The sequence below is a fragment of the Pseudomonas sp. Pso3 genome (assembly GCF_055393275.1).
Genome location: NZ_AP043687.1, coordinates 3743660 through 3765200, shown reverse-complemented (window position 1 = coordinate 3765200; position 21541 = coordinate 3743660). Strand labels below are relative to the sequence as shown.

Below are 21541 nucleotides of genomic sequence, written 5' to 3'. Positions count from 1 at the left end.
ATGGGGAAAGCCTTGGTTGCCTCAAGGACGCGGATCGAGACGCAATGCCTCGGGGCTGGGGGATTGTAAATCGCGCTCGGGAATTTCCCAGACCAATAACTGTGGCGGGGTTTGTCGGAAGGCAGGACTGGCGAAATAGTCCCGTGCCGCACCGGCGAAATGCCCGCCGTCCTTGGCGAAACGCCCGACGCTGGCGCCCAGGGCCTGTTCCAGGAAGGGCAGGAAATTGGAATTGCGCGAGAAGGAGGTGCCGATGAGCGCGACGTTGGGCAGGTCCCCATCGCCGAACAGGTCATCGCTGGCGCCGGCCGCGGCGCGGCTGTCGACCTGGGTCAGGCGCAGCACCTCGGGGGTCGGCTGCAGGCGCGGCGGCAGCCAGTCCAGGCCGGCCAGGCGCACCAGGTCACCGGGTCGCGGTGCCGGCGCCAGCAGCGTGCGAGTGAAGGCCCGTGCCGGGCTGGCCTGGAAGGGCAGCGCCTGGAGGCGCAGCGCCAGGGCGCGGGCCGCGGCCTCGGCACCGGCCTCGTTCCAGTGGGTATCGGTGCGCAGGAAAGCGGCGCTGCCCAGGGGCGTGAGCGCCGTGGTCAGGTCGAGCACCGGTACCCGCGCGGCACTCAGCATCCGCGTCCAGTCGGCGACCCGATTGGCGAAGGCGGCCGGGCGTCGCAGTCCGCACAGCTGGTCGGTGGCGATGCGACTCTTGTCCGGCACCACGGCGACCAGCAACTGGATGTGCCGGGCGGCCAGTTGCTGGCGCAGTTCGATCACCGTCTGGGCGCGGGCCCGGGCATTGGCGGCGGCCTGGCGCGAGACCTCGAGTTCTTCGGCGAGAAACAGCCAGCCGGGGCAGCCCTGGCGCACCCGGGGTCCGCTGTCGCCCAGCAGCAGCCAGCTGGCGCCGCGTTCCAGGCGGGCGGCCGCTTCCGGCAACGGCGCCTTGGCCAGTTCCTTGGCGATGTGGTGGGTGATCTCGCCTTCGAGCAGGGCATGGCGATCCACCCTTTCCGGCCAGAGCGAAAGGCGATCGGTGAGCAGCGCCCAGGCGCAGGACAGCAGGCCGATCGCCAGGAACAGGGCGAAGACCCCTCCGGCGAGCGGGGCCAGCCGCACGCTGCTGGCGCTGGGCGGTTGCGGTGCGGGTGAGGGCGGCAGGGCGGGAGCGCTCATGACGGCGGCCTCAGAACTGGAAGTAGAGGAAGGGCACGGCTTCGCGACTGGCGATCAGCGCGAAGCAGAGCAGGAAGCCGGCCACCGGCCAGGCGGCGCCGAGGACGCGCAGCAGGGCGCTGTCGGGCAGGCGCGCCTCGATGCGCGCCTGCCACAACGGGGCCAGGATGCAGGCCACGCCCAGGGCGGCGGCCAGGCCGTGCACGGGCCTCAGGGTCACGGCCAGGGCATCGCCCAGGGCGAAGCCGTGCAGACCGAACTGGCCGGCGTACAGCGACAGCGCCGTGGCGAAGTCCGGCGCGCGGAACAGCGTCCAGGCCAGGGCCACGAACAGCAGCGTCAGGCCATGGGCCAGGGGCCGCGGCAGCGGCCGGCCGCCGAGTTCGTCCCAGAGCCGGTCCAGGCACAGCGCCAGGCCGTGCAGCATGCCCCAGAGCAGGTAGTTCCAGCTGTCGCCACCGTGCCAGAGACCGGCGATGGCCATGGTCAGGAAGAGGTTGCGATAGGTGCGCCAGCGACCGCCGCGATTGCCGCCCAGGGAGATGTAGAGGTAGTCGCGCAGCCAGCTGGACAGCGACAGGTGCCAGCGCCGCCAGAAATCCTGGATGCTGCGGGCGAGATAGGGCCGGTTGAAGTTTTCCGGAAAGTGGAAGCCCAGCATCAGGCCCAGGCCGATGGCCATGGCGCTGTAGCCGGCGAAGTCGAAGAACAGTTGCAGCGAATAGGCCAGGCAACCGATCCAGGCGTCGACGAAGGAGGGCTGGTCGAGGTGGAAGGCCACGTCCACCAGCGGCGACAGGGTGTCGGCCACCAGCACCTTCATGCACAGGCCGATCATGAAGCGGCGCGCGCCGAGGGCGAAGTTCTCGCGATTGAACCAGCGCTGGTTGAGTTCGCGGCGCACCCAGTCGTAGCGGATGATCGGGCCGGCGATGGAATGGCCGAACATGGAGATGTAGGTGGCGTAGTTGACGAAGCTGCGCTCCACCGGCACCACGTGGCGATGGACGTCCACCAGGTAGGAGATGGCCTGCAGCACGATGAAGGATAGCCCGGCCGGCAAGGCCACCTTCTGCCAGTCCAGCGGCAGGGCGCCGGCGGTCACCAGCACCTGGCTCCAGGTGGCAGCGACGATGTTGGCGTACTTGTACCAGCAGAGCACCGCCAGGTTGATCACGATCAGCCCGGCGAGCAGTTGCAGCCGGGTCCTCGAGCCTTCGCGCGCGCGATCCACCAGCAACCCGCCGACCCAGGCCAGCAAGGCCAGGGCCATGTGCAACAGCAGGAACAGCGGACTCAGCCAGCCATAGAACAGCCAGCTGCCCACCAGCAGCACCCCGTTGCGCCCGCCGGGCCGCGCCAGGGCGTAGACCAGCAGGAACAGCGGCAGGAAGAGGGTGAGGAATTCCAGCGAGGCGAAGACCATCGAGCGGCTGTCCTTAGTGGGCGATAGCGTCCTGGGTGGCGAGCAGCCGCGGACCGCTGGCGCCAGGCAGTAGCAGCACGCTGTAGCGCTCGCCGGCCTTGAGTTCGCCCAGGTCCAGCGCTGCGCCCATGGCCTGGCCGGCGCAGGTCAGCTGCACCTTGAGCGCCACGGCGTTGAGACTGCGGCGCTGCAGGGTGCCGTCGGCCACGTCCTTGAAGATCTCGGCATTGCGCCCGGCCGCCTGCAGGCCCGGGGTCGCGCACTGCGGATCCAGGCTGTAGAAGGCCAGCGAGGCCTTGAGCGCATTGAAGTCGTCGGGTTGCTCGCGTACCAGGCGCTGGACCAGCGGGGTGCCGGGCAGGACGACCAGGGTGGCGAATTCACCGGCGGCCACGGTCAGTTCCAGCGGAGCCTTGGCCGCGCCCTGGACCAGTTCGCCCTTGATCGCCTTGGTCGCCGGCACGGTCAGGTAGTCGGAGACCGGCTTGGCGGCCTCCAGCTGCAGCCGCGCGGCGGAGCCGGAGGCCTGCAGCGCCAGGGGCTGGCTGCCGGCGTTGACGAAGCGGAGGAAGGCCGAGTCTTCGCTGGGGCCGGTGGGGTAGAGGGACACCTCGGCCTGGGCGACCCCGCCCACCAGCAGACCGAGCAGCAGCAGGGCCTTCACTGGGCGGCTCCCTTGAGCTTGTCGGCAGGCAGCTTGTTCAGGGCGTCGACGATGGCCGAACTCCAGGACTTGTAGCCCGGACCGGTCAGGTGCTGGCCGTCGATGGTGGCCCACTGGCCGGGCTTGGCGAAGCTCAGGGAGTCGATGTAGCTGCAGGGCGCGACGTTGCTGGCGAGGAAGCCGGACATCAGCTTGACCCGCTCGAAGGTCTTGCCGTACTTGCCGCCCTCGGTGCCCCAGGTCGGACCGACCCAGGCGCAGTGGGTCTTGGTGGCGGCGATGGCCTTGGTCAGGCTGGTGGTCTGTTGCCAGACCCAGGTCTTGGGAAAGCTGGGATTGGTGTAGCTGGCCATGGTGTCGCCCATGACGATCAGCACCAGATCGGGCTTGTCGGCGGCGATGAGCTCGTTGATCGGCTGGGTCGCCGCCTTGCCGCCGAGCACCACGGCCTTGTCGCCGTTGCGCCGCTCGGCGCCACCGCAGGTGCCGGGGGTGACCTTTAGCCAGTCGCCGGCGTTGGTCCCGCAGATACCCAGGGTGTGCACCTTGGCGCCCTGCTGCACCAGGCTGTCCTGCAGGGTGCCGATCAGGTAGTCGGGGGTGGCCAGATGGCTGTCGCCGATCATGAGAATGGTGAGGCCGGTGAGGAGGCTGGCTGCCATGGGAGCTCCGTGAATCAGTTGTCGTAGGGGGAACGATAGGGACTGACCGGCAGGGCGAGTGCACGGTCCTGGGGTTCCAGCGCATAGCGCAGATAGACGCCGCCATTGAGCTGTTGGAAATCGCGACCGTTGTCGACGCCGAGGTTGCCGCCGACGAACAGCTGGCGACCGAGCTGGTATTCGGTGGCGCCGTAGAGGCTGTAGCCGAGACTGGTCTTGCTTTGCCCGCCATAAACCGCCGGGGCGCCGAGCGCCTGGCTCGCCGCGGCCTGCAGGCGGGCGTCGGTCGGGTAGAAGTCGGCGCCGTCCTGCTCGATGCGTTGCAGGCCCACTGCGCCGCGCAACTGCCAGGTCCAGCGATCGGTGCGCTGCGACCAGGTCAGGGGCACGCCCAGGGCATAGAAGCGCTGCGGACTGAAGTAGCCGCCATGGCCGTAGGTGAAGAAGGCCTGGTTGTTGTCGTAGGCGATGCCGGTGAGGGACAGGCCCAGGGTCAGGCGACTGTCTTCGCTGTTGATCAGATAGCGGTACAGCCCGGTGCCCAGCTCGGTGCGGCTGTTGTCGGCGACATGGTTGCCCAGCAGCCGATACCAGGAGGCATAGGCATAGGCACCGAACTGGCTGTCGTCGTAGCCGAGCTGGCCGCGCACGCCATTGGCGGTGACGCCCCCCCACTGCTGGCCGGTGCGGGCGTCTTCGCTGCCGGCAAAGGAGGTCAGGCTGTCGATCACCGCCCGGCGCGAGGCCGAGAGGCTGTAGCGGCTGTGGTCGGTCAGCGGTCGCTCCAGGCTCACCCCGCCCACCGGGGTGGCATAGAGAAAGCCCTGGGGCGTGGTGCCGGCGTCGGCCTTGAGGCCGAGCTGGGGATCGCTGTAGGCCACCGCCAGGCCCACGCCGCTGTCGCTCTGGCTGCCCGGCGCGGCGTCCGGCGCGGCCTGGGTAGCGGCCGGGCCGCCACCGAAGCGACTGCGGGCGTCGCTGCCGACACTGCCGGCAGTCAGGCTGACCGGGGTCACCCGCACGGCCAAGCGCACATCGCCCAGCGGGAAGTCGATCTCCAGCGGCGCTTCCACGTCGGTGAGCTTGCCGAGGCCGCGTTCGTTGTCGTTGCTGCGCACCGTCAGGCCCTGGGTGATCCGCGCGCTGCGGGTCTGCAGCAGGTCGTCGAGGGCGCGCTCGGCGGCGCTGTCCTGCGGAGCGACTGGCGCATCCGCCAGCGGGGCGGCCTTGGCCGCCGCCAGCAACTGGTCGGCGGTCGGCGGAATGGCCTGGCTGGCCAGGGTGGCGCTGCCGCGGCGCGGGCCGAAGGGATTGGCCGGGGCGCTGGCCAGGGGCCGCGCGGTCTCGGCGTCGCGGCGCTCCACCGCCACCACCTGGCGCAGCAGCTCAGTGGCCCGACCGTCGCGACCCAGGGCGCGATAGAGGCGCGCGGCCTCGGTCAACACCCCGACGTCGTCGGCGCCTAGGGTGACGGCGCGTTCGAGGGCGCGCTCGGCATAGGCGTTGTCCCGGGCACGCACGGCGGCATCGGCCGCACCCAGTTGCAGCCGGGGGTTGTCGGGGGCGCGGCGCAGCAGGGGTTCATAGAGGCGCAGCGCCTTGTCGGCCTCGCCATTGGCCAGGTACAGCCGCGCCAGGGCGGCGTTGGCCAGGTCATCGTCCGGACGCTGGGCCAGGGCCGGTGACAGGGTGTCGTAGGCGGTGACCAGATCGCCGCGCTCGCGCAGCTGGTCGGCCTGACGCACCCGGTAGCGATAGAGCAGGTCGTCATAACCCTGGCGCTGCGCGGCGGTCAGGCGCTGTCCCTGCAGATCGTGCAGCAGGGCATTGACCTCGTCGTCGGCGCCACTGCGCAGCAGCACCTCGCCGTATTGCAGGCGCAGGGCGGGATCGGGCGTGCGTTCGCGGGCCAGGACATCGCGCAGCAGGCGCAGCCCGCGTTCCGGGTCACCGGCCTCGGCATAGGCCGCCGCCAGGCCACCCAGGGCGGCGGGGCGCTCGCCGGCTTGTGGCTCCAGGGCCGCCAGCTGGCGCCGCGCGGCCTGCTGCTGGCCGCGGCGGGCCAGGTCACGGGCGGCGCTTACCCGGGCATCGAAGTCGAGATCGGCGGCCAGCCCTGTCATGGCCGGCGTGCGCTGGGCCGGCGGGATGCGCCCTAGCAGCGCGCGCGCCGCGGCGGGATCACGCTGCTCCAGGGCGAACAGGGCGCGGACATAGAGCGCTTCCGGGCGCTGGGGGTCCTTGGCCAGACCGCTGTCCAGGGTCTGGCGGGCGGCCGCCTCCTGACCCTGGCGCAGCTGCAGGCGGGCCAGGGCCAGCAGTGTCCAGACATCGTCCGGATCGGCGCGTCGGGCGTCTTCCAGGGCGCGACGGGCCCCCTGGAGATCGCCACGGCCCTCGGCCAGCTTGGCTTCCTGCAGGGCCTGGGTGGCCTTGAGCCGATCCAAGTTGCCGAGCCTGGCGCGTTCGGCCGGGGTCAGGGTGTCGAGCAGGCGCAGGGCCTCGGCCGGACGCTCGCTCTCGGCGAGCAGATCGATCAGGCCCCGACGGGCTTCGAGATTGCGCGGATCCTGCTGCAGGATCCGTCGATAAGCGGCCTCGGCGGCGTCCAGCTGACCGGTCTGGGCCTGCAGTCCGGCCAGGGCCAGCGGTGCTTCCGGGCGCTTGGCGTCCAGCCGCAACGCCTGTTCCACGCGGGCACGGGCGGTGCTGAAGTCGTTGGCCTGTTGGGCCTTGCGGGCCTGGGCGAGCAGCGCCCAGTAGCGTACCTCGGCCAGCGGCGCCTGCCAGCGCGCCCCGCCCGGCTGACGGGTGGCGCGGTTCAGCAGCGCTTCGGCTTCGTCGAAACGTTCCTGGCGCTGACGGACGATGCCCAGGCCGCCCAGGGCGTTGGCATCCTCCGGCGCCATCTTGAGGCGCGCCTGGAAGGCGCTTTCGGCAGCGCCCAGCTCATTGCGGCGCAAGGCTTCGATACCGCGGGCCAGTTGCGGATCCAGACCGCCGCTGCGACTCAGGGCGCGGCCCTTTTCCAGCTGGGCGCGCAACTCGGCGTCATCCGGGTGCTGGCGCAGATAGGCCTCGAACAGCGGTGCCTCGGCCGGACCGGGCGGACCGCTCCAGACCAGGGCCTGGCGCCAGTATTCGGCGGCTTCGCCACCGATGTCCTTGCGCGTGCTCAGCTCCGCCAGGGCCTGGATGCCGCGGCTGCGACTGGCCGGAAAGCGCGCCAGGTGCTTGGCCTGGATCAGCATCAGCGCCGGATCGCTGGGCTGCAGCTTGCGCAGACGCTCGATGCCCGGACCGGCTTCCTGCCAGCCATTGGGGGTGTAGGCGAGGATGTCGTAGTACTCCCGCGCCAGATCACCCTGGGGCAGGCGGCCACCAAACAGCTGACGATAGAGCGCCAACGCCTGCACCGGCTTTTCTTCGCTGACCAGCTGGCGGGCATCCACCAGGCGCTGCGGATTGTCGCCACTGGCCAGGGCGATGTCCTGCTCCAGCTGCAGGGCCTGCTGGGGCACGGGCTTGAGCGCCTGCAGGCGGCGCAGATAGGCCTGGGCGGCCGGCAGCCGGTTGGCCTGCACCTCGATCAGTCCCAGGCCGTACAGCGCCTCGGGCTGCTGCGCATCCAGTTCGAGCAACTTGTTCCAGGTCTCCTGGGCGCGGGGCGCATTCTTGCGCGCCTGCCAGAAGTGACCCTGCTCGAGGAGCAGCGCTTCGGGGGTACCGGCCGCCTGGGCCAGCGGCGGCAGCAGCAGACCGGTCAGCAGGGTAGCCAGCAGCGGTGCACGGGTCATGGTCTAGCGCTCCAGCCGCTGACGGGCGCGGGCGCGCAGCGCCGCATGGAGCAGGCCGGCCAGCAGGGCCACGCCCAGGGCGCTCAGGCCCAGCATCAGCAGCGGATGGCGAGCCAGTTGCCAGCGAACATAGAGCAGCGGCCCGAGGCTGCCGACGTGATAGGTCTCGTCGGCCACCAGGCTTTCCACCTGCTGGCCACGCACCGTCGCCAGGCTGCCCTGCAATGCCTGGGCATAGTCTTCCCGGGTGGTCAGGGCGCGGCTGATGTCGGCCAGGCCCTCCGGGCGGGCGGCGACCAGGGCCACCACGCTGCGACCGCTCCTGAGCGGCGATTCGAAGCCGGTGACGAAGGCCGTACCGGCACCGCCACTGGCACTCAGGGCCGCGCGACTGCGCTCCAGGCTGGCCGCGTTGTCGCTGCCGAACCACTGGCGCACCTTGAACGCCAGGTCGGATACCTCGAAGCGCTGGCCGTTGCCGGTGAAGCCGGCGGGCAACTGGGCGGCCCAGCGTTGCAACAGCGGCTGGTCGGCGCCGCTGGCGATCAGCAGTAGATCCTTGTCGGCCAGGCCGTCGACCTCGCCGGCACGGGCCACGGTGACCGCGGTGGCGGGATAGCCGGTGGAGCTGCCGAAGCGGCCGAGCACGTTGAGGTAGGTGTCGATCTCCGCCGCGCTGGGCGCATCGGGCAGGATCACCGCGGTTTCGCTCAGGTCCGCCAGGCGAGTGAAGGGAAAGCCGCTGTCCTTGAACACGCCCAGGTTGGGCAGGGCGATGAAGTGCCGATAGCCGGAGAGATCCAGGGTCGAATCCGGTTCCAGGGTGCCGCGCATGTTGTCGATGATGACGTCGCGGCATTCGCCCTGCTTGAGGTAGTCGTACATGAAGCGGAATTGCAGGCGGGCCTGCAGCGCCTCGCCCTCCAGCGGCAGCCGCACCTCGGCTTCGCGCGGCAGTTCCTCGTCCTTGATCAGCCCCAGCAGGCCCTGGTCCAGGTGTTCCTGGGACGGCAGGGCGATGGACTGCACGAAGCGGTCGTTGAAACTCACCAGCAGCGAGGAATTGGTCGCCACCGGCTGTGGGGTGTAGCGGTACCTGAGGTGCAGCGGCAGCCCCTGGTTGCGCCAGAGGAACAGATCCGGCGGCAGCCGTAGCGGCACGCTCATGGTACCCGAGTCATAGCCGGAGACCGCCAGTTGCTTGGGCGTGGCCAGTTCGCCCAGGCGTACCGGTCGGTCGCTGGGCAGCCAGTTGGGCGCATCGTAGGGCTTGCGCGGTTGCAGCGCCTGCAGGGTGTCGAAGGTCATGCTCTGGCCGGAGAGGGTCTGGTGACCCAGGGCCACGGCGCTCGCGGCGCGCTTGAGTTCGTTGGCATCGCGGCCGGAGATCACCAGCAGCTGACCCTGGGGATCGAAGGGGTTGGCCAGGATGTCGACCCGCGCCGTCGCCGGTGCCGGCAGACTCAGGCCAAGGGTCTTGGCGCGCTCTTCGCTGGTGACCAGCACCACCGCATTGCCCTTGGCCGGCAGGGCGTTCTGGCTGCTGGGAAAGCGGGCGCCGCGATAGCTGGCCAGGGCGCTGAACCAGGACGACAGGGTGCCGGCGGCCTCCAGGGTGCCGTTGTCGGCCGCACCGGCGATGACGAAGGGCAGCTCCAGCTGCCGGGCATCGCGGCGATCGAAGAACGGCTGCGGCAGGCGCGCCAGGTCCGGGGCCAGGTCCAGGCGACTGACCTGGACGTCCAGGCGGCTGCCATTGCTCACCTTGGCCCAGAGGCTGGAGTGCAGCGGGTCTTCGCACTGCATGGTGTAGTGGCCGATCAGCTGGATGCTCAGCCGGTTGAATTCGGTGATCAGCCGCGGCGGGATGTCCACCACCCGGGTCTGGGGCGTGCCGGCGCCTTCCTTGGGCAGCGGAATGCTGGCGGCGACCTCGTCGTTGACCAGCACATTGAGCTGGGACAACTCCGGCAGCAGCGCCGGGGAATAGGTGTAGTTCAGCGTCACCTTGGCGGCGCTGACGATCTCGTCGGCGCGAATGTCGAAGCCGACTCCGTCCCGGCTGTCGATGCCGCGCAGATTGAAGGGATAGACCGCGCCGAGCTGCTTGAAGCTGTTGTCGTAGCCGCTGCCGGCCACCGCCACCGGCGGCGCATTCTGGGCCAGGGCGAAGGCGGGCGCGGCACCCAGGGTGGCGAGCAGCAGGGGGGCGAGACGTAGCGACACGGTCATGGGCGGTCCAGGGAGGCGGAGGAGGAGGGCGCCGTGCGCCGGGAAGGTCGGCTCAGGCGCCAGACGTTGCGATTGAGATCGGCGATGCCGCGCAGGCCGATCTGACTGACCTCGCGCAGCGAGCCCAGCAGGGAATCCGGACGGTGATTGCCCCAGGCCTCGGCCCAGAGATCGGCGCGGGAAAAGGTCATGCGCACCAGCTCGCGCTGTTCGGTCACGCTGAGTTCGGCGAAGCGGGTGCCCACGGCGCCGGCGCGGCTGAAGGCCACGGTGGCCGGGAAGCGACGGCTGCGACCGTTGCGGCTGAGTTCGACCTCTACCGCGCTGCCCTCGGGCAGATGCAGGCCCGCGGGCAACTTCAGGCCGATGCCGCTCTGGGAAAAGTCCAGGGTGCTGCATTCCAGGCGGCTGCCATCGGCGAGCACGAGTCCGGCCGGCAGCGTGGCGGCCACCCGGGGTTCGGCGCGCACCTGGCGCGTCTCGCTGGCCACGGCCACCGCGGCACTGGCGATCACCAGGTTGTAGAGGGTCCAGACCAGGTTGATAGCGACCGTGGTCACCGCCCCGGGATCGCCTAGGAACAGCCGACCGATACCCACGCCCAGGCCGAGCAGATTGAGCGCCAGCAGCACGATGTAGGGGCGCGCCAGCTCCCAGTCGAAGTAGTCGCTGGCGATGATGCCGCCCTTGTCGGTGACGTTGAACTTGCCCAGCCGCGGGTTGATCAGCGCCAGCAGCGTGGGTCTGAGGATGTACCAGGCCAGTACCGTCTCGTAGACCTCGTTCCAGAAGGAGTGGCGGAATTCGCCCTGGATGCGCGAGTTGGTGAGGTTCGAGTGCAGCACATGGGGCAGCACATAGCAGGTGATCAGCAGCGCCGAGGCATGGAAGATCTGCGCACCGAACAGCAGATAGGCCAGCGGTGCGGTAAGGAACACCAGCCGCGGCAGGCCATAGAAGAAGTGCAGCATGGCGTTGAGGTAGCAGAGCCGCTGGCCGAGGGCGAGGCCCTTGCCCAGCAGCGGATTGTCCATGCGAAAGATCTGCGCCATGCCGCGGGCCCAGCGGATGCGCTGGGCGATATGGCGCGACAGGCTCTCGGTGGCCAGGCCGGCGGCCTGGGGAATGCCCAGGTAGGCGGTGTTGTAGCCGAGTCGGTTGAGCTTGAGCGCGGTGTGGGCGTCTTCGGTCACCGTCTCGGTGGCCACGCCGCCGACCTCTTCCAGCATGGTGCGCCGGATCACCGCGCAGGAGCCGCAGAAGAAGGTGGCATTCCACAGGTCGTTGCCATCCTGCACCAGGCCGTAGAACAGCTCGCCCTCGTTGGGCACGGTGCGAAAGGTCTTGAGATTCTTCTCGAAGGGATCCGGGGAAAAGAAGAAGTGAGGGGTCTGCAGCATGGCCAGCTGCGGGTCCTTGAGGAACCAGCCCAGGCAGACCTGCAGGAAGGAGCGGGTCGGCACGTGGTCGGCATCGAAGATGGCGATGTACTCGCCGTCGGTCACCTTGAGCGCCGCATTGAGATTGCCGGCCTTGGCGTGCTCGTTGTTCTCGCGCACCAGGTAGGAGACGCCGGCGGTCGCGCAGAAGTGGCGGAAGTCCTCGCGACGACCGTCATCGAGTACGTGCACCCGCAGCTTGTCGCGTGGCCAGTCGATGGCCTGGGCCGCCAGGATCGACAGCTTCACGATGCTCAGGGCTTCGTTGTAGGTGGGGATGAAAACGTCCACGGTGGGCCAGGCGGCCGGGTCGGCGGGCAGCGGGACCGGCGTGCGGCGCAGCGGCCAGATGGTCTGCAGGTAGCCGAACACCAGCACCGCCAGGGCATAGAGTTCGGCGGCCACCAGCCCGTAGCCGAGCATCATTTCCAGCGGCGTCTCGAAGCCCAGGGTGCTGGTCAGGCGCCAGTAGAGATAGCGCAGCGACGCCAGCAGCGACAGCAGGATCAGCGCGATCACCGGCAGCCGTCCGGGCAGCCGACGCAGCATCAGGGCCGCGCCGAAGCAGCCGACGGCGAACGCCGCCTGTTCTTCCAGCGCCAGGGGCACGCTCACCAGCAGGGCGCCCAGCAACGCGGCGGCCGTCCAGGCGAACAGCTGCAGCCACAGCGGCGCCGCGGGCGGCACCGGCGGGGCGTCGGCAGCGCGCGCCGCGCGGCGCTGGCGAACCTGTTCCAGGCGGTCGAGAAAGCTCATGGCTAGGCGCGCGCGGCGTGCTGCACGGGCGAGCGAAGATCGCCGAGCAAGGCCTCGCCCAGCTCGGCCAGGCCACGCGCCCAGGCGTCCTGGACGCTGGCCAGACCCTGGCCCAGGGCTAGGGCCTGCTCCAGATCGGGGCTTTCCGGCAGTACGCCCAGCAGGCGTTCGCCCCAGGATTGCGCCACGATGGCGGCGATGTCCTGGCTCAGGGGGCGGGCGGGATCGACCCGGTTGAGCAGGTGCAGCGGAGTGACCTGGCCGCTGCAGCGCTGCCACTGGCGTTCGAGGCGCGGCAGACTGGCGTAACCGGTCGCATCCGCGGTCGTCACCCCCAGGATCCGGGTGGCCAGGGCCAGGGCCTGACGACTCAGGGGCGTCGAGCCCGTGGGGCAGTCGAGGATCACCAGGGTATCGGCCGGGACGTCCAGCGCCTGCAGGCGGCGGGTCAGCCACTGGGTGTCGGTGGCCAGGGCCTGCTCCAAGGCCTGCAGATCCAGCTCGTCGGGGGCGCCAAAGGGCACCAGGCGCAGGCGCTCGTCTACCGCTAGGCAGACGGAAAGCGGCGCCCTGACCGAGCCGGTGGTGGACGACGCTTCCTGCAGCAACAGCGAAGACAGCACGTTCTGACTGTCCAGCTCCACCAGCAGCACCGGCTGGCCGCTGCGGCTCAACGCCTGGGCCAGGCCCGCGGCGATGACCGTCTTGCCGGTGCCGCCCCGGGCCGACATCAGTGCCAGCACCGGACCGGCCAACCGCGGCAGCGTGCGACTCAGCGCCTGGTCCAGGGCGGCGACCGCCTGGTTGGCCTGGCGGCTGCTGTGCAGCTGCGCCAACTGCCGCGACAGCGGGGGCAGGGCGTCCGGTTCAGCCTGAGCGGCCGCCTCGGCCACCGTGACGACCGCTTCGGCCTGGGCGCTCGGCGCAGGCTGCGGCTGAGCTGCGGCTGGCAAAAGGGCTTCGTGGGGCACCGGCTCGGGGGCTTCGAACTCATGGTAGCGCTGGGGATCACCGCCGAAGGAGCGGAACAGATTGGCAATATCCAGCGAACGGACCATGGCGACTTCCGAAAAGGTGAAGGGTCTGCGTGAATGCTTGACGTCAAAATTATGGCTAAACGCCATCAGGTGTCATTTTTTGTGGATACTGTCACGCGGAGTTCGTGACGCACCAATTGAAAATGCGTATGCGGGCATCGAAGCGGAGCGAACGGATCGTCTCGCTTTTCAGCGCCGGCTCGCTTCAATGTTTAGATCACCTCGGGCACCCGTCAACGTCACGCCTGGCGCCGTGCGGACGAAAGGCATGACGCGGGGACGGGGCGGTCGCGGTGGCGACGAACGCGGGGACGAGCGGTCGTTTCGGCGGCGCTGGGCAGGGTGCGCCGGCAAGAAAAAAGGCCCGCAGGTGCGGGCCTTTTGCTTATTCCTCGTTGCGCGAGCGGTAGGGCTGCGGCCGCGAGAGTTGCGGTCGGCCTTCCTGCTCTTCGAAGAAGTAGCGCAGATAGAGGTTGCCGTTGACGTCGCGCTCGTCCTGGGCATTGTCCAGGCCCAGGCGACCGCCCAGGGCGAATTGCCCGCTGAGGCGGTATTCGCCATTGGCGGAGAGGCTGTAGGCCACGCCGGTTTTGCTCTTGCTGCCGTACTGGCCTTGGCCTGCGGCTTCCGCGGCGGCCTGCAGGGCAGCGTCGTCCGGATAGCGATCCGCGGCGTCCTGGCGAATGGTCTGCACGCCCAGCACGCCCTGCACCTGGTAGGCCCAGAGATCGCCGCGCTGCGCCCACACCAGGGGTACGCCGATGGCGAAGTAGCGCTGCGGGCTGAAGTAGCCGCCATGGCCGTAGGTCAGGTGGTTCTGGTTGTTGTCGTAGCCGATCGCGGTGGCCGAGAGGCCCACGGTGAACAGGCTGTCCGGGCCATTGCGCAGGTAGTAGTAGACGCCGGTGCCGATCTCGAAGCGGTCGTTGTCCTTGACGTCGTGGCCGGTCAGGCGATGGGCCGCGCCATAGATGTAGGAGCCGTAACGGCCGTCGTCGTATCTCAGCCGCGCCAGGCCGCCGTTGGCGGTGACGCCGCCCCACTCCTGGCCGGTGCGCGGATCGCGGATGCCGCCATAGGACGCCAGGGAATCGGTCACCGAACGGCGCGATACGCTCAGGGCATAGAGCAGGTTCTCGCTGAGGCTGCTCAGCGGGCGCTCCAGGGTCGCGCCGCCAACCACGGTGCTGTATCTCAGGCCCACCGGCGAGACGCCGATGTCGCCCTTGAGCCCGCGGCCCGCGTCTTCCACGGCGATGGACGCCGCCACGCCGTTTTCCTTCTGGCTGCCGTCGCTGCTGCTGTCGTTGATGCGCGTCGGGGTGACGCGCACGGCCAGGCGCTGGTCGCCAGCGGGGAAGGAGATCTCCAGCGGCGCGCTGACGGTGGTCTGGCGCGAACTGCCACTGGGGTCGTAGCTGCGTACGCTGAGGCCCTGGGTAATGCGGATGCTGCGCTCGCGCTGCAGCTGGCCGAGGATCTGCTCGGTGGCCAGGCTGCTCGACAGGCTGCTGGTGGGCACCACGGACAGGTCGCTGAAGGGGTTGTTGGCAGCCTTCTGCGCCTGCAGCGGATCGCTCCAGGCGTAGTCGGCGCTGCCGGCGTTGCCACCCGCGGCGGCCGGAACGGCGGCCAGGGCGTCAGCGCTGCGGGTCTGGCCGGGCAGGGCGGCAAAGGGGTTGTCGCTGGCACCGGCGGCGCGGGCCGCGGATTCGCGATCCTTGCGCTCCACCTGGACCACCTGCTCCAGCAGGCCGGTGGCGGTACCGGCCATGCCGATGTCGCGGTAGAGCAGGGCGGCGCGGCGCAGCACCAGGGGATCGCTCTGGCCCAGCTTGACCGCCTGGTCAAGGTACTGGCGGGCGGTGACGCTGTCCTGGGACTTGGCGGCGATCTCGGCGGCGCCCAGATAGAGCTCGGCGTCCTTCGGCTGGTCGCTGAGCACGTCGCGATAGAGCTGGCGCGCCTTCTGGGTGTCGCCGCTGGCCAGGTACATGCGCGCCAGGGCGGCCTGGGCGGCCTTGTCGTCGGGACGGGCCTTGAGCGCCGGGGCCAGGGTGTCGTAGGCGGCGGCCAGCTTGCCCTGGTCGGTGAGGCGGTCGGCCTGACGGATGCGATAGCGGGCGAGGAGGTCGTCGTACTGCTGCTTCTCGCCGCTGTCGAGCACCACGCCCTGCAGGTCGCGCAGGACGTTGCCCACGGTCTGGTCCTGGTTCAGCTGCAGCTGGATGCTGGCGTAGTGCAGCTGCATGGCGGGCGCCGGGCGGGTATCGCCGGTGATCATCGGCTTGAGCAGGGCCAGGCCGTGCTCGGGATCGCCGGCGATGGCGAAGGCCTCGGCCAGGTCGCCGATCAGATCCGGATTGCGACCGGCGCGGGCTTCCAGGCGCTGCATCAGGCTGCGCGCTTCCTCGCGGCGACCCTGCTTGGCCAGGGCCACGGTCTCGGCCAGTTGTTCGTTGAAGGTGATGCGCGCGGCCAGGGCGTTCATGTCCGGCGAACGCTGCGCCTGGGGAATACGCATCAGGGTCTGCATGGCGCGCGGGTATTCGCCCAGCTCGTTGGACAGCAGGGCGCTGGCATAGAGCACCTCGGGGCGCTGGGCGCCATCCTTGACCAGACTGTCCACCAGGTCGCGGGCGGCGCGCGGCCGGCCCTGGCGGACCTCCAGGCGAGCCTGGGCCAGGCGCAGCCAGGGATCCTCCGGGGACTCCTGGCGCGCCTGTTCCAGCAGGCGCGAGGCACCCTGCAGATCGCCCCGCGCCTCGGCGGCTTCGGCTTCCTGCATGGCCTGGCCGGCGCGCAGGCGATCCAGGCCCTTGACCTGATTCTTGGCGCTCGGCTGTAGATTCTTGGTGAGTTGCAGGGCTTCCTCGGTGCGGCCCAGCTCGTTGAGCGCGGCGATGCGTCCGTAGTAGGCGTCGACGTTGGCCGGCTCGCGCATCAGCACCTGGCGGTAGGTGGCCTCGGCCAGTTCCCATTGGCGCTTCTGGCTCTGGATACCGGCCAGGAACAGTTGCGCCTCGACCGCTTCGGGCTTCAGGCGGATGGCTTCCACGCTGAGATCCCGCGCCTGGTCCAGCTCGCGCTTGTTCTCGGCGGCATGGGCGCGTTCCAGCAGGTGGTGGTAGCGCGCCTCGTCCAGCGCCGGCTGCCAGGTCTTGCCGCCTTTCTGCACGGCCTGGGTCAGCAACTGCTCGGCATCGGTCCAGCGCTGCTGCGCCAGGCGGGCACTGCCCAGCTTGCCCAGAGCGTCCGGATCCTGGGGCGTCTTCTTCAGCTGGGCTTCCAGGGCCTGGACGGCGGCCGCGCTCGGCGCGGCGTCGGCAGCGGCGGCCCAGGTCGCGTCGGCATGAATCAGCAGGGCGAGCAGACCAAGGGACAAGGTGAGGTGCTTGGGCATGGTTCTTTCCGTGAAGACTGGTAGGCGTCGCTGCAGCACCTGGCGCAGAGCTGGGGACGATTTCGGCTATAAGGGAATAGCTGAACGCAAGCTGAACGGCAAATACAGCCGCGGATGATTCCCGACAGGCCGTGGCGAGTCAACCAAATCGAGCAGGCGAATGCCATCGCCAGGCCCCTCGGCGCTGGCCGCGCAGGGCCCGGCGACGCTATACTCTGCGGCTTTCCCACCGTCTTTCGCAGGCCGCCGACCATGACCGAGTCCGTCTCCGCCTACATGACCCGTCTTGGCCAGGCTGCCCGTGCCGCGTCGCGGGTCGCCGCCCGGGCGAGCACCGCCCAGAAGAACCGCGCCTTGCTCGCGGCCGCCACCGCCCTGGACGCTCGCCGTGCCGAGCTGACCGCGGCCAATGAGCAGGACCTGGCCGCTGCGCGCGCCAACGGTCTGGACCCTGCCATGCTGGATCGCCTGGCGCTGACGCCCCAGCGCATCGACGACATGATCGAAGGTCTGCGCCAGGTGGCGACGCTGCCCGATCCCATCGGCGAAATCCGCGACATGAGATACGTGCCCTCGGGCATCCAGCTGGGCAAGATGCGCGTGCCGCTGGGCGTCATCGGCATCATCTACGAGTCGCGTCCCAATGTGACCATCGATGCGGCCAGTCTTTGCCTCAAGTCCGGCAATGCCACCATCCTGCGCGGCGGCTCCGAAGCCATCCATTCCAACCAGGCCATCGCCGCCTGCATCCAGGCCGGTCTGGCCGAAGCCGAGCTGCCGGCTGAGCTGGTCCAGGTGGTGGAGACCACCGACCGCGCAGCCGTGGGCGCGCTGATCACCATGCCCGAATACGTCGACGTCATCGTGCCGCGGGGTGGCAAGAGCCTGATCGAGCGCATCAGTCGCGATGCCCGGGTACCGGTGATCAAGCACCTGGACGGTATCTGCCACGTCTACATCGACCGCGCTGCCGACGTCGACAAGGCCATTCGCATCGCCGACAACGCCAAGACCCAGCGCTATGCGCCCTGCAACACCATGGAGACGCTGCTGGTCCATGCGGCCATCGCGGAGCGGGTGTTGCCGCCCCTGGCCGCCATCTATCGCGACAAGCAGGTGGAGCTGCGCGGCTGCGAGCGGACCCGAGCGCTGCTCGGCACCGACGTCCTGCTGGCCAGCGAAGAAGACTGGCGCACCGAATACAACGCGCCGATCCTGTCCATTCGGGTGGTGGATGGCCTCGATGCGGCCATCGAGCACATCAATGCCTATGGCTCGCAGCATACCGATGCCATCGTCACCGAGAATTTCAGCGACGCCCGGCGTTTCCTGACCGAGGTCGATTCGGCGTCGGTGATGGTCAATGCCTCCACGCGCTTCGCCGACGGCTTCGAATACGGCCTGGGGGCCGAGATCGGCATCTCCACCGACAAGCTGCACGCCCGCGGGCCGGTGGGCCTGGAAGGACTGACCAGCGAGAAATACGTGGTCTTCGGTGACGGTCACGTCCGCAGCTGATGAGCAGCCTGCCCACCCGCATCGGCTTGTTCGGCGGTACCTTCGATCCCGTGCACATCGGTCACCTGCGCGCGGCGCTCGAGGTGGCCGAGGCCCTGGCGCTGGACGAATTGCGGCTGATCCCCAGTGCCCGGCCGCCCCATCGCGAGGCGCCCAGCGTCTCCGCCGAGGATCGCCTGGCGATGGTGCGCCTGGCGGTGGCCGACGTCGCGACCCTGGTGGTCGATGACCGGGAACTGCGCCGGACGCGCCACTCCTATACCATAGAGACCCTGGAAAGCCTGCGCGCCGAACTTGGCGATGAGGTGCAGCTGTTGCTCATGCTGGGCTGGGACGCCTTCTGCGGCCTGCCGAGTTGGCACCGCTGGCGCGAGTTGCTGGAGCTGTGCCACATCCTGGTCCTGCAACGACCCGACGCCGACAGCGAGCCCTGCCAGGAATTGCGCGATTTCCTGGCGGCGCGCAGTCAGCCCGATCCCCAGGCCCTCAAGGGGCCGGGCGGGCAGATCACCTTTATCTGGCAGAACCCGCTCGCGGTGTCCGCCACCCAGATCCGCGGCCTCTTGGCCACCGGGAAGTCCATCCGCTTCCTGGTGCCCGATGCCGTGCTTGACTACATCCGGACGCACGGCCTCTATCCGGCGTCCTCCGAACCGAGGTAAGAGCTACACCATGCAAAGCGAACAACTCGTCCAGGTGGCCATCGCCGCCCTGGAAGACATGAAGGCCCAGGACATCATCTCCCTGGACGTGCGGGAAAAGACCAGCGTGACCGACATCATGGTCATCGCCAGCGGCACCTCCAGCCGCCACGTCAAGTCGCTGGCCGACAACGTGCTGGAAAAGGTCAAGCAGCAGGGCGTGCGCCCGCTGGGCAGCGAAGGCCTGGAAGGCGGCGAATGGGCGCTGCTCGACCTGGGCGACGTGGTCGTCCACGTGATGCTGCCGACCACCCGCGAGTTCTATGACCTCGAGCGCCTCTGGCGCGGTGCCGAGCAGAGCCGCGCCGCCCACGGCGAATAAGCCCGGTGCGCCTGCGTCTCATCGCCGTCGGCTCGCGCATGCCGCGCTGGGTCGAAGAGGGCTGGCACGAGTACGTCAAGCGTCTGCCGCCGGAACTGCCGCTGGAACTCGTCGAGATCCCGCTGCAGACCCGGGGCAAGAACGCCGATGTCGCCCGGCTGATCCGCCAGGAGGGTGAGGCCATGCTGGCCAAGGTGCAGCCGGGCGAGCGCGTGGTGACCCTGGAGGTCACCGGCAAGCCCTGGAGCACCGAGCAACTGGCTGAAACACTCCAGCAGTGGCGCCTGGAAGCCCGGACCGTCAACCTCATGGTCGGCGGTCCCGAGGGTCTCGCTCCCGAGGTGCAGGCGCGCAGCGAACAGCGCTGGTCGCTCTCGCCGCTGACCCTGCCGCATCCTCTGGTGCGCATCCTCGTTGGTGAGCAGCTCTATCGCGCCTGGACCGTACTGGCCGGCCATCCGTATCACAAGTAGTCCGTACCTGCGATGTCGCAACCCATACGCCTCAAGGACCACGAGAAAGACGCCCAGCTCGTCCGCGCCCGCGTGACCGTCGGGGCGGTGCTCTTTCTCGTGCTCGCCTGCGTACTGGTGGCGCGCATGTACTACCTGCAGGTCATCCAGCACGACTACCACTCGACCCTGTCGGAAAACAACCGGGTCCATGTCCAGCCGATCCCGCCCACCCGCGGCCTGATCTACGACCGCAACGGCATCATCGTCGCCGACAACCGCCCCAGCTTCAGCCTGACCATCACCCGGGAGCGGGCCGACAACTGGCGGCAGACCCTCGATACCCTGGTGCAGGTGCTGGGGCTGACCGAGGAAGACCGCGAACTCTTCGAGAAGCGCATGAAGCAGGGGCGGCGGCCGTTCGAGCCGGTGCCGGTGCTGTTCGAGCTGACCGAGGAGCAGATCGCCAAGATCGCCGTCAACCAGTTCCGCCTGCCCGGGGTCGAGGTGACGGCGCAGCTGGTGCGGCACTATCCCATGGGCGAGCACTTCGCCCATTCGGTGGGCTATGTCGGGCGGATCAACGAACAGGAGCTCAAGCGCCTGGATCCGGTCAACTACAGCGGCACCCACCACATCGGCAAGACCGGCGTGGAGCGCTTCTACGAGCCCGAACTGCACGGCGAGGTGGGCTACGAAGAGGTCGAGACCAACGCCCGTGGTCGGGTCTTGCGGGTGCTCAATCGCACCGACCCCAAGCCGGGCAAGGACATCGTCCTGACCATCGACTCGCGGCTGCAGGCCGCCGCCGAAGCCGCCCTGGGCGGACGTCGCGGGGCCATCGTCGCCATCCAGCCCAAGACCGGCGAGGTGCTGGCCATGGTCAGCCAGCCGAGCTACGACCCCAATCCCTTCGTCACCGGGATCAGCTTCAAGGAATATTCCGAGCTGCGCGACTCCATCGATCGCCCGCTCTACAACCGGGTGCTGCGCGGCCTCTATCCGCCCGGTTCGACCATCAAGCCGGCGGTGGCCATCGCCGGTCTCGACACCGGCGCCACCACGCCCCAGGCCAGGGTCTTCGATCCGGGCTACTACGAGTTGCCCAACTACGATCACAAGTACCGCAACTGGAACCACGGCGGCGACGGCTACGTGGACATGGATACGGCCCTGATGAGGTCCAACGACACCTACTTCTACGACCTCGCCCACAAGATCGGCATCGATCGCCTCTCCGAATACATGGGCAAGTTCGGCCTCGGCCAGAAGGTCGCCCTGGACATGTTCGAGGAAGCGCCGGGGCTGATGCCGTCGCGCCAGTGGAAGCGCGCCACCCGCCGCCAGGCCTGGTTCCCCGGCGAGACGCTGATCCTCGGGATCGGCCAGGGCTACATGCAGGTGACTCCGCTGCAACTGGCTCAGGTCACCTCGCTGATCGCCAGCCATGGCCAGTGGATCCGGCCGCACCTGGCCAAGACCCTCGACGGCCAGCCGCCGGCGGATCCCAACCCCATGCCCGATATCGACCTGAAGGACCCGAGCTACTGGGACAGGGCCATCCACGGCATGGAAATGGTGGTGCAGAATCCGCGCGGCACCGCCCACAAGCTCAACGTCGGTGCCCAGTACCGCATCGCCGGCAAGAGCGGTACCGCCCAGGTGGTCGCCATTCGCCAGAACGAGAAGTACAACTCGGCCGCGCTCAAGGAACGCCACCGCGACCACGCCCTGTTCGTCGCCTTCGCCCCGGTGGACAATCCGCAGATCGCCGTGGCGGTGATGGTCGAGAACGGGGAGTCGGGTGGCGCCGTGGCCGGCCCGGTCGCGCGTCAGGTGCTCGACGCCTGGCTGCTCGATGACCAGGGCCATCTCAAGGCCGAGTACGCCAAGCCGACTACCGCCGGGGCGACCGCCGCCGCGACCAAGGTGCAGCCATGAGTCTTGCTCCCAACTTCGATCGCA

General features: G+C 69.1%; 14 protein-coding genes. 5 read left to right on the top strand and 9 right to left on the bottom strand.

Annotated elements, in window-relative coordinates; translation table 11 throughout:
- Nucleotides 1-21: 21 nt before the first annotated feature.
- From ACZ5R1_RS17715 to ACZ5R1_RS17675, 9 genes are all read right to left on the bottom strand, one after another.
- Nucleotides 22-1167 (bottom strand): alginate O-acetyltransferase AlgX-related protein, encoded by a 1146-nt coding sequence (locus tag ACZ5R1_RS17715; protein WP_115945847.1) that lies wholly within the window; start codon nucleotides 1165-1167, stop codon nucleotides 22-24.
- A gap of 10 nt (nucleotides 1168-1177) precedes the next feature.
- Nucleotides 1178-2593 carry an MBOAT family O-acyltransferase gene (locus tag ACZ5R1_RS17710; protein WP_027597209.1) on the bottom strand — a complete coding sequence of 472 codons (1416 nt, stop codon included), beginning with the start codon at nucleotides 2591-2593 and terminating at the stop codon, nucleotides 1178-1180.
- 13 nt (nucleotides 2594-2606) lie between these two features.
- A complete protein-coding gene (locus ACZ5R1_RS17705) occupies nucleotides 2607-3257 on the bottom strand; it encodes an alginate O-acetyltransferase AlgF (protein ID WP_042136299.1) in 651 nt (216 codons plus the stop codon).
- Nucleotides 3254-3919, bottom strand: coding sequence for an SGNH/GDSL hydrolase family protein (locus ACZ5R1_RS17700; RefSeq protein WP_027597207.1), 666 nt, complete (start codon nucleotides 3917-3919; stop codon nucleotides 3254-3256). Before ACZ5R1_RS17700 ends, ACZ5R1_RS17705 begins: the two co-directional genes overlap by 4 nt.
- 14 nt (nucleotides 3920-3933) lie before the next feature.
- On the bottom strand, nucleotides 3934-7716 hold the full coding sequence (locus ACZ5R1_RS17695) for a cellulose biosynthesis protein BcsC (protein WP_042136297.1): 3783 nt from the start codon (nucleotides 7714-7716) through the stop codon (nucleotides 3934-3936).
- Nucleotides 7717-7719: 3 nt separating this feature from the next.
- On the bottom strand, nucleotides 7720-9948 hold the full coding sequence (gene bcsB / locus ACZ5R1_RS17690; protein WP_077171793.1) for a cellulose biosynthesis cyclic di-GMP-binding regulatory protein BcsB: 2229 nt from the start codon (nucleotides 9946-9948) through the stop codon (nucleotides 7720-7722).
- A complete protein-coding gene (bcsA, locus tag ACZ5R1_RS17685; RefSeq protein ID WP_464712624.1) occupies nucleotides 9945-12143 on the bottom strand; it encodes a UDP-forming cellulose synthase catalytic subunit in 2199 nt (732 codons plus the stop codon). Before bcsA ends, bcsB begins: the two co-directional genes overlap by 4 nt.
- Nucleotides 12144-12145: 2 nt before the next feature.
- Nucleotides 12146-13201, bottom strand: coding sequence for a cellulose synthase operon protein YhjQ/BcsQ (locus tag ACZ5R1_RS17680; protein ID WP_181902029.1), 1056 nt, complete (start codon nucleotides 13199-13201; stop codon nucleotides 12146-12148).
- A 364-nt stretch (nucleotides 13202-13565) separates the two neighbouring features.
- Entirely contained in the window at nucleotides 13566-16583 is a 3018-nt protein-coding gene (locus ACZ5R1_RS17675) for a cellulose biosynthesis protein BcsC (protein ID WP_115945850.1), read from the bottom strand.
- 252 nt (nucleotides 16584-16835) lie between these two features.
- On the opposite strand from ACZ5R1_RS17675, the gene ACZ5R1_RS17670 reads away from it, so the two are divergent.
- Genes ACZ5R1_RS17670 through mrdA form a run of 5 tightly spaced genes read left to right on the top strand, consistent with a single transcriptional unit; the run spans nucleotide 16836 to nucleotide 21517 of the window.
- Nucleotides 16836-18101 (top strand): glutamate-5-semialdehyde dehydrogenase, encoded by a 1266-nt coding sequence (locus tag ACZ5R1_RS17670; RefSeq protein ID WP_042136292.1) that lies wholly within the window; start codon nucleotides 16836-16838, stop codon nucleotides 18099-18101.
- The gene (gene nadD / locus ACZ5R1_RS17665; RefSeq protein ID WP_027597202.1) at nucleotides 18101-18763 is read left to right on the top strand and encodes a nicotinate-nucleotide adenylyltransferase; all 663 of its coding nucleotides are present in this window, start codon (nucleotides 18101-18103) and stop codon (nucleotides 18761-18763) included. The genes ACZ5R1_RS17670 and nadD overlap by 1 nt, the downstream gene beginning before the upstream one ends.
- Nucleotides 18764-18773: 10 nt before the next feature.
- On the top strand, nucleotides 18774-19124 hold the full coding sequence (gene rsfS / locus ACZ5R1_RS17660) for a ribosome silencing factor (RefSeq protein ID WP_007159669.1): 351 nt from the start codon (nucleotides 18774-18776) through the stop codon (nucleotides 19122-19124).
- A 5-nt stretch (nucleotides 19125-19129) separates the two neighbouring features.
- The gene (rlmH, locus tag ACZ5R1_RS17655; RefSeq protein WP_007159668.1) at nucleotides 19130-19597 is read left to right on the top strand and encodes a 23S rRNA (pseudouridine(1915)-N(3))-methyltransferase RlmH; all 468 of its coding nucleotides are present in this window, start codon (nucleotides 19130-19132) and stop codon (nucleotides 19595-19597) included.
- Between the two features lie 12 nt (nucleotides 19598-19609).
- Nucleotides 19610-21517 (top strand): penicillin-binding protein 2, encoded by a 1908-nt coding sequence (gene mrdA, locus ACZ5R1_RS17650; RefSeq protein ID WP_027602475.1) that lies wholly within the window; start codon nucleotides 19610-19612, stop codon nucleotides 21515-21517.
- Nucleotides 21518-21541 lie beyond the last annotated feature (24 nt).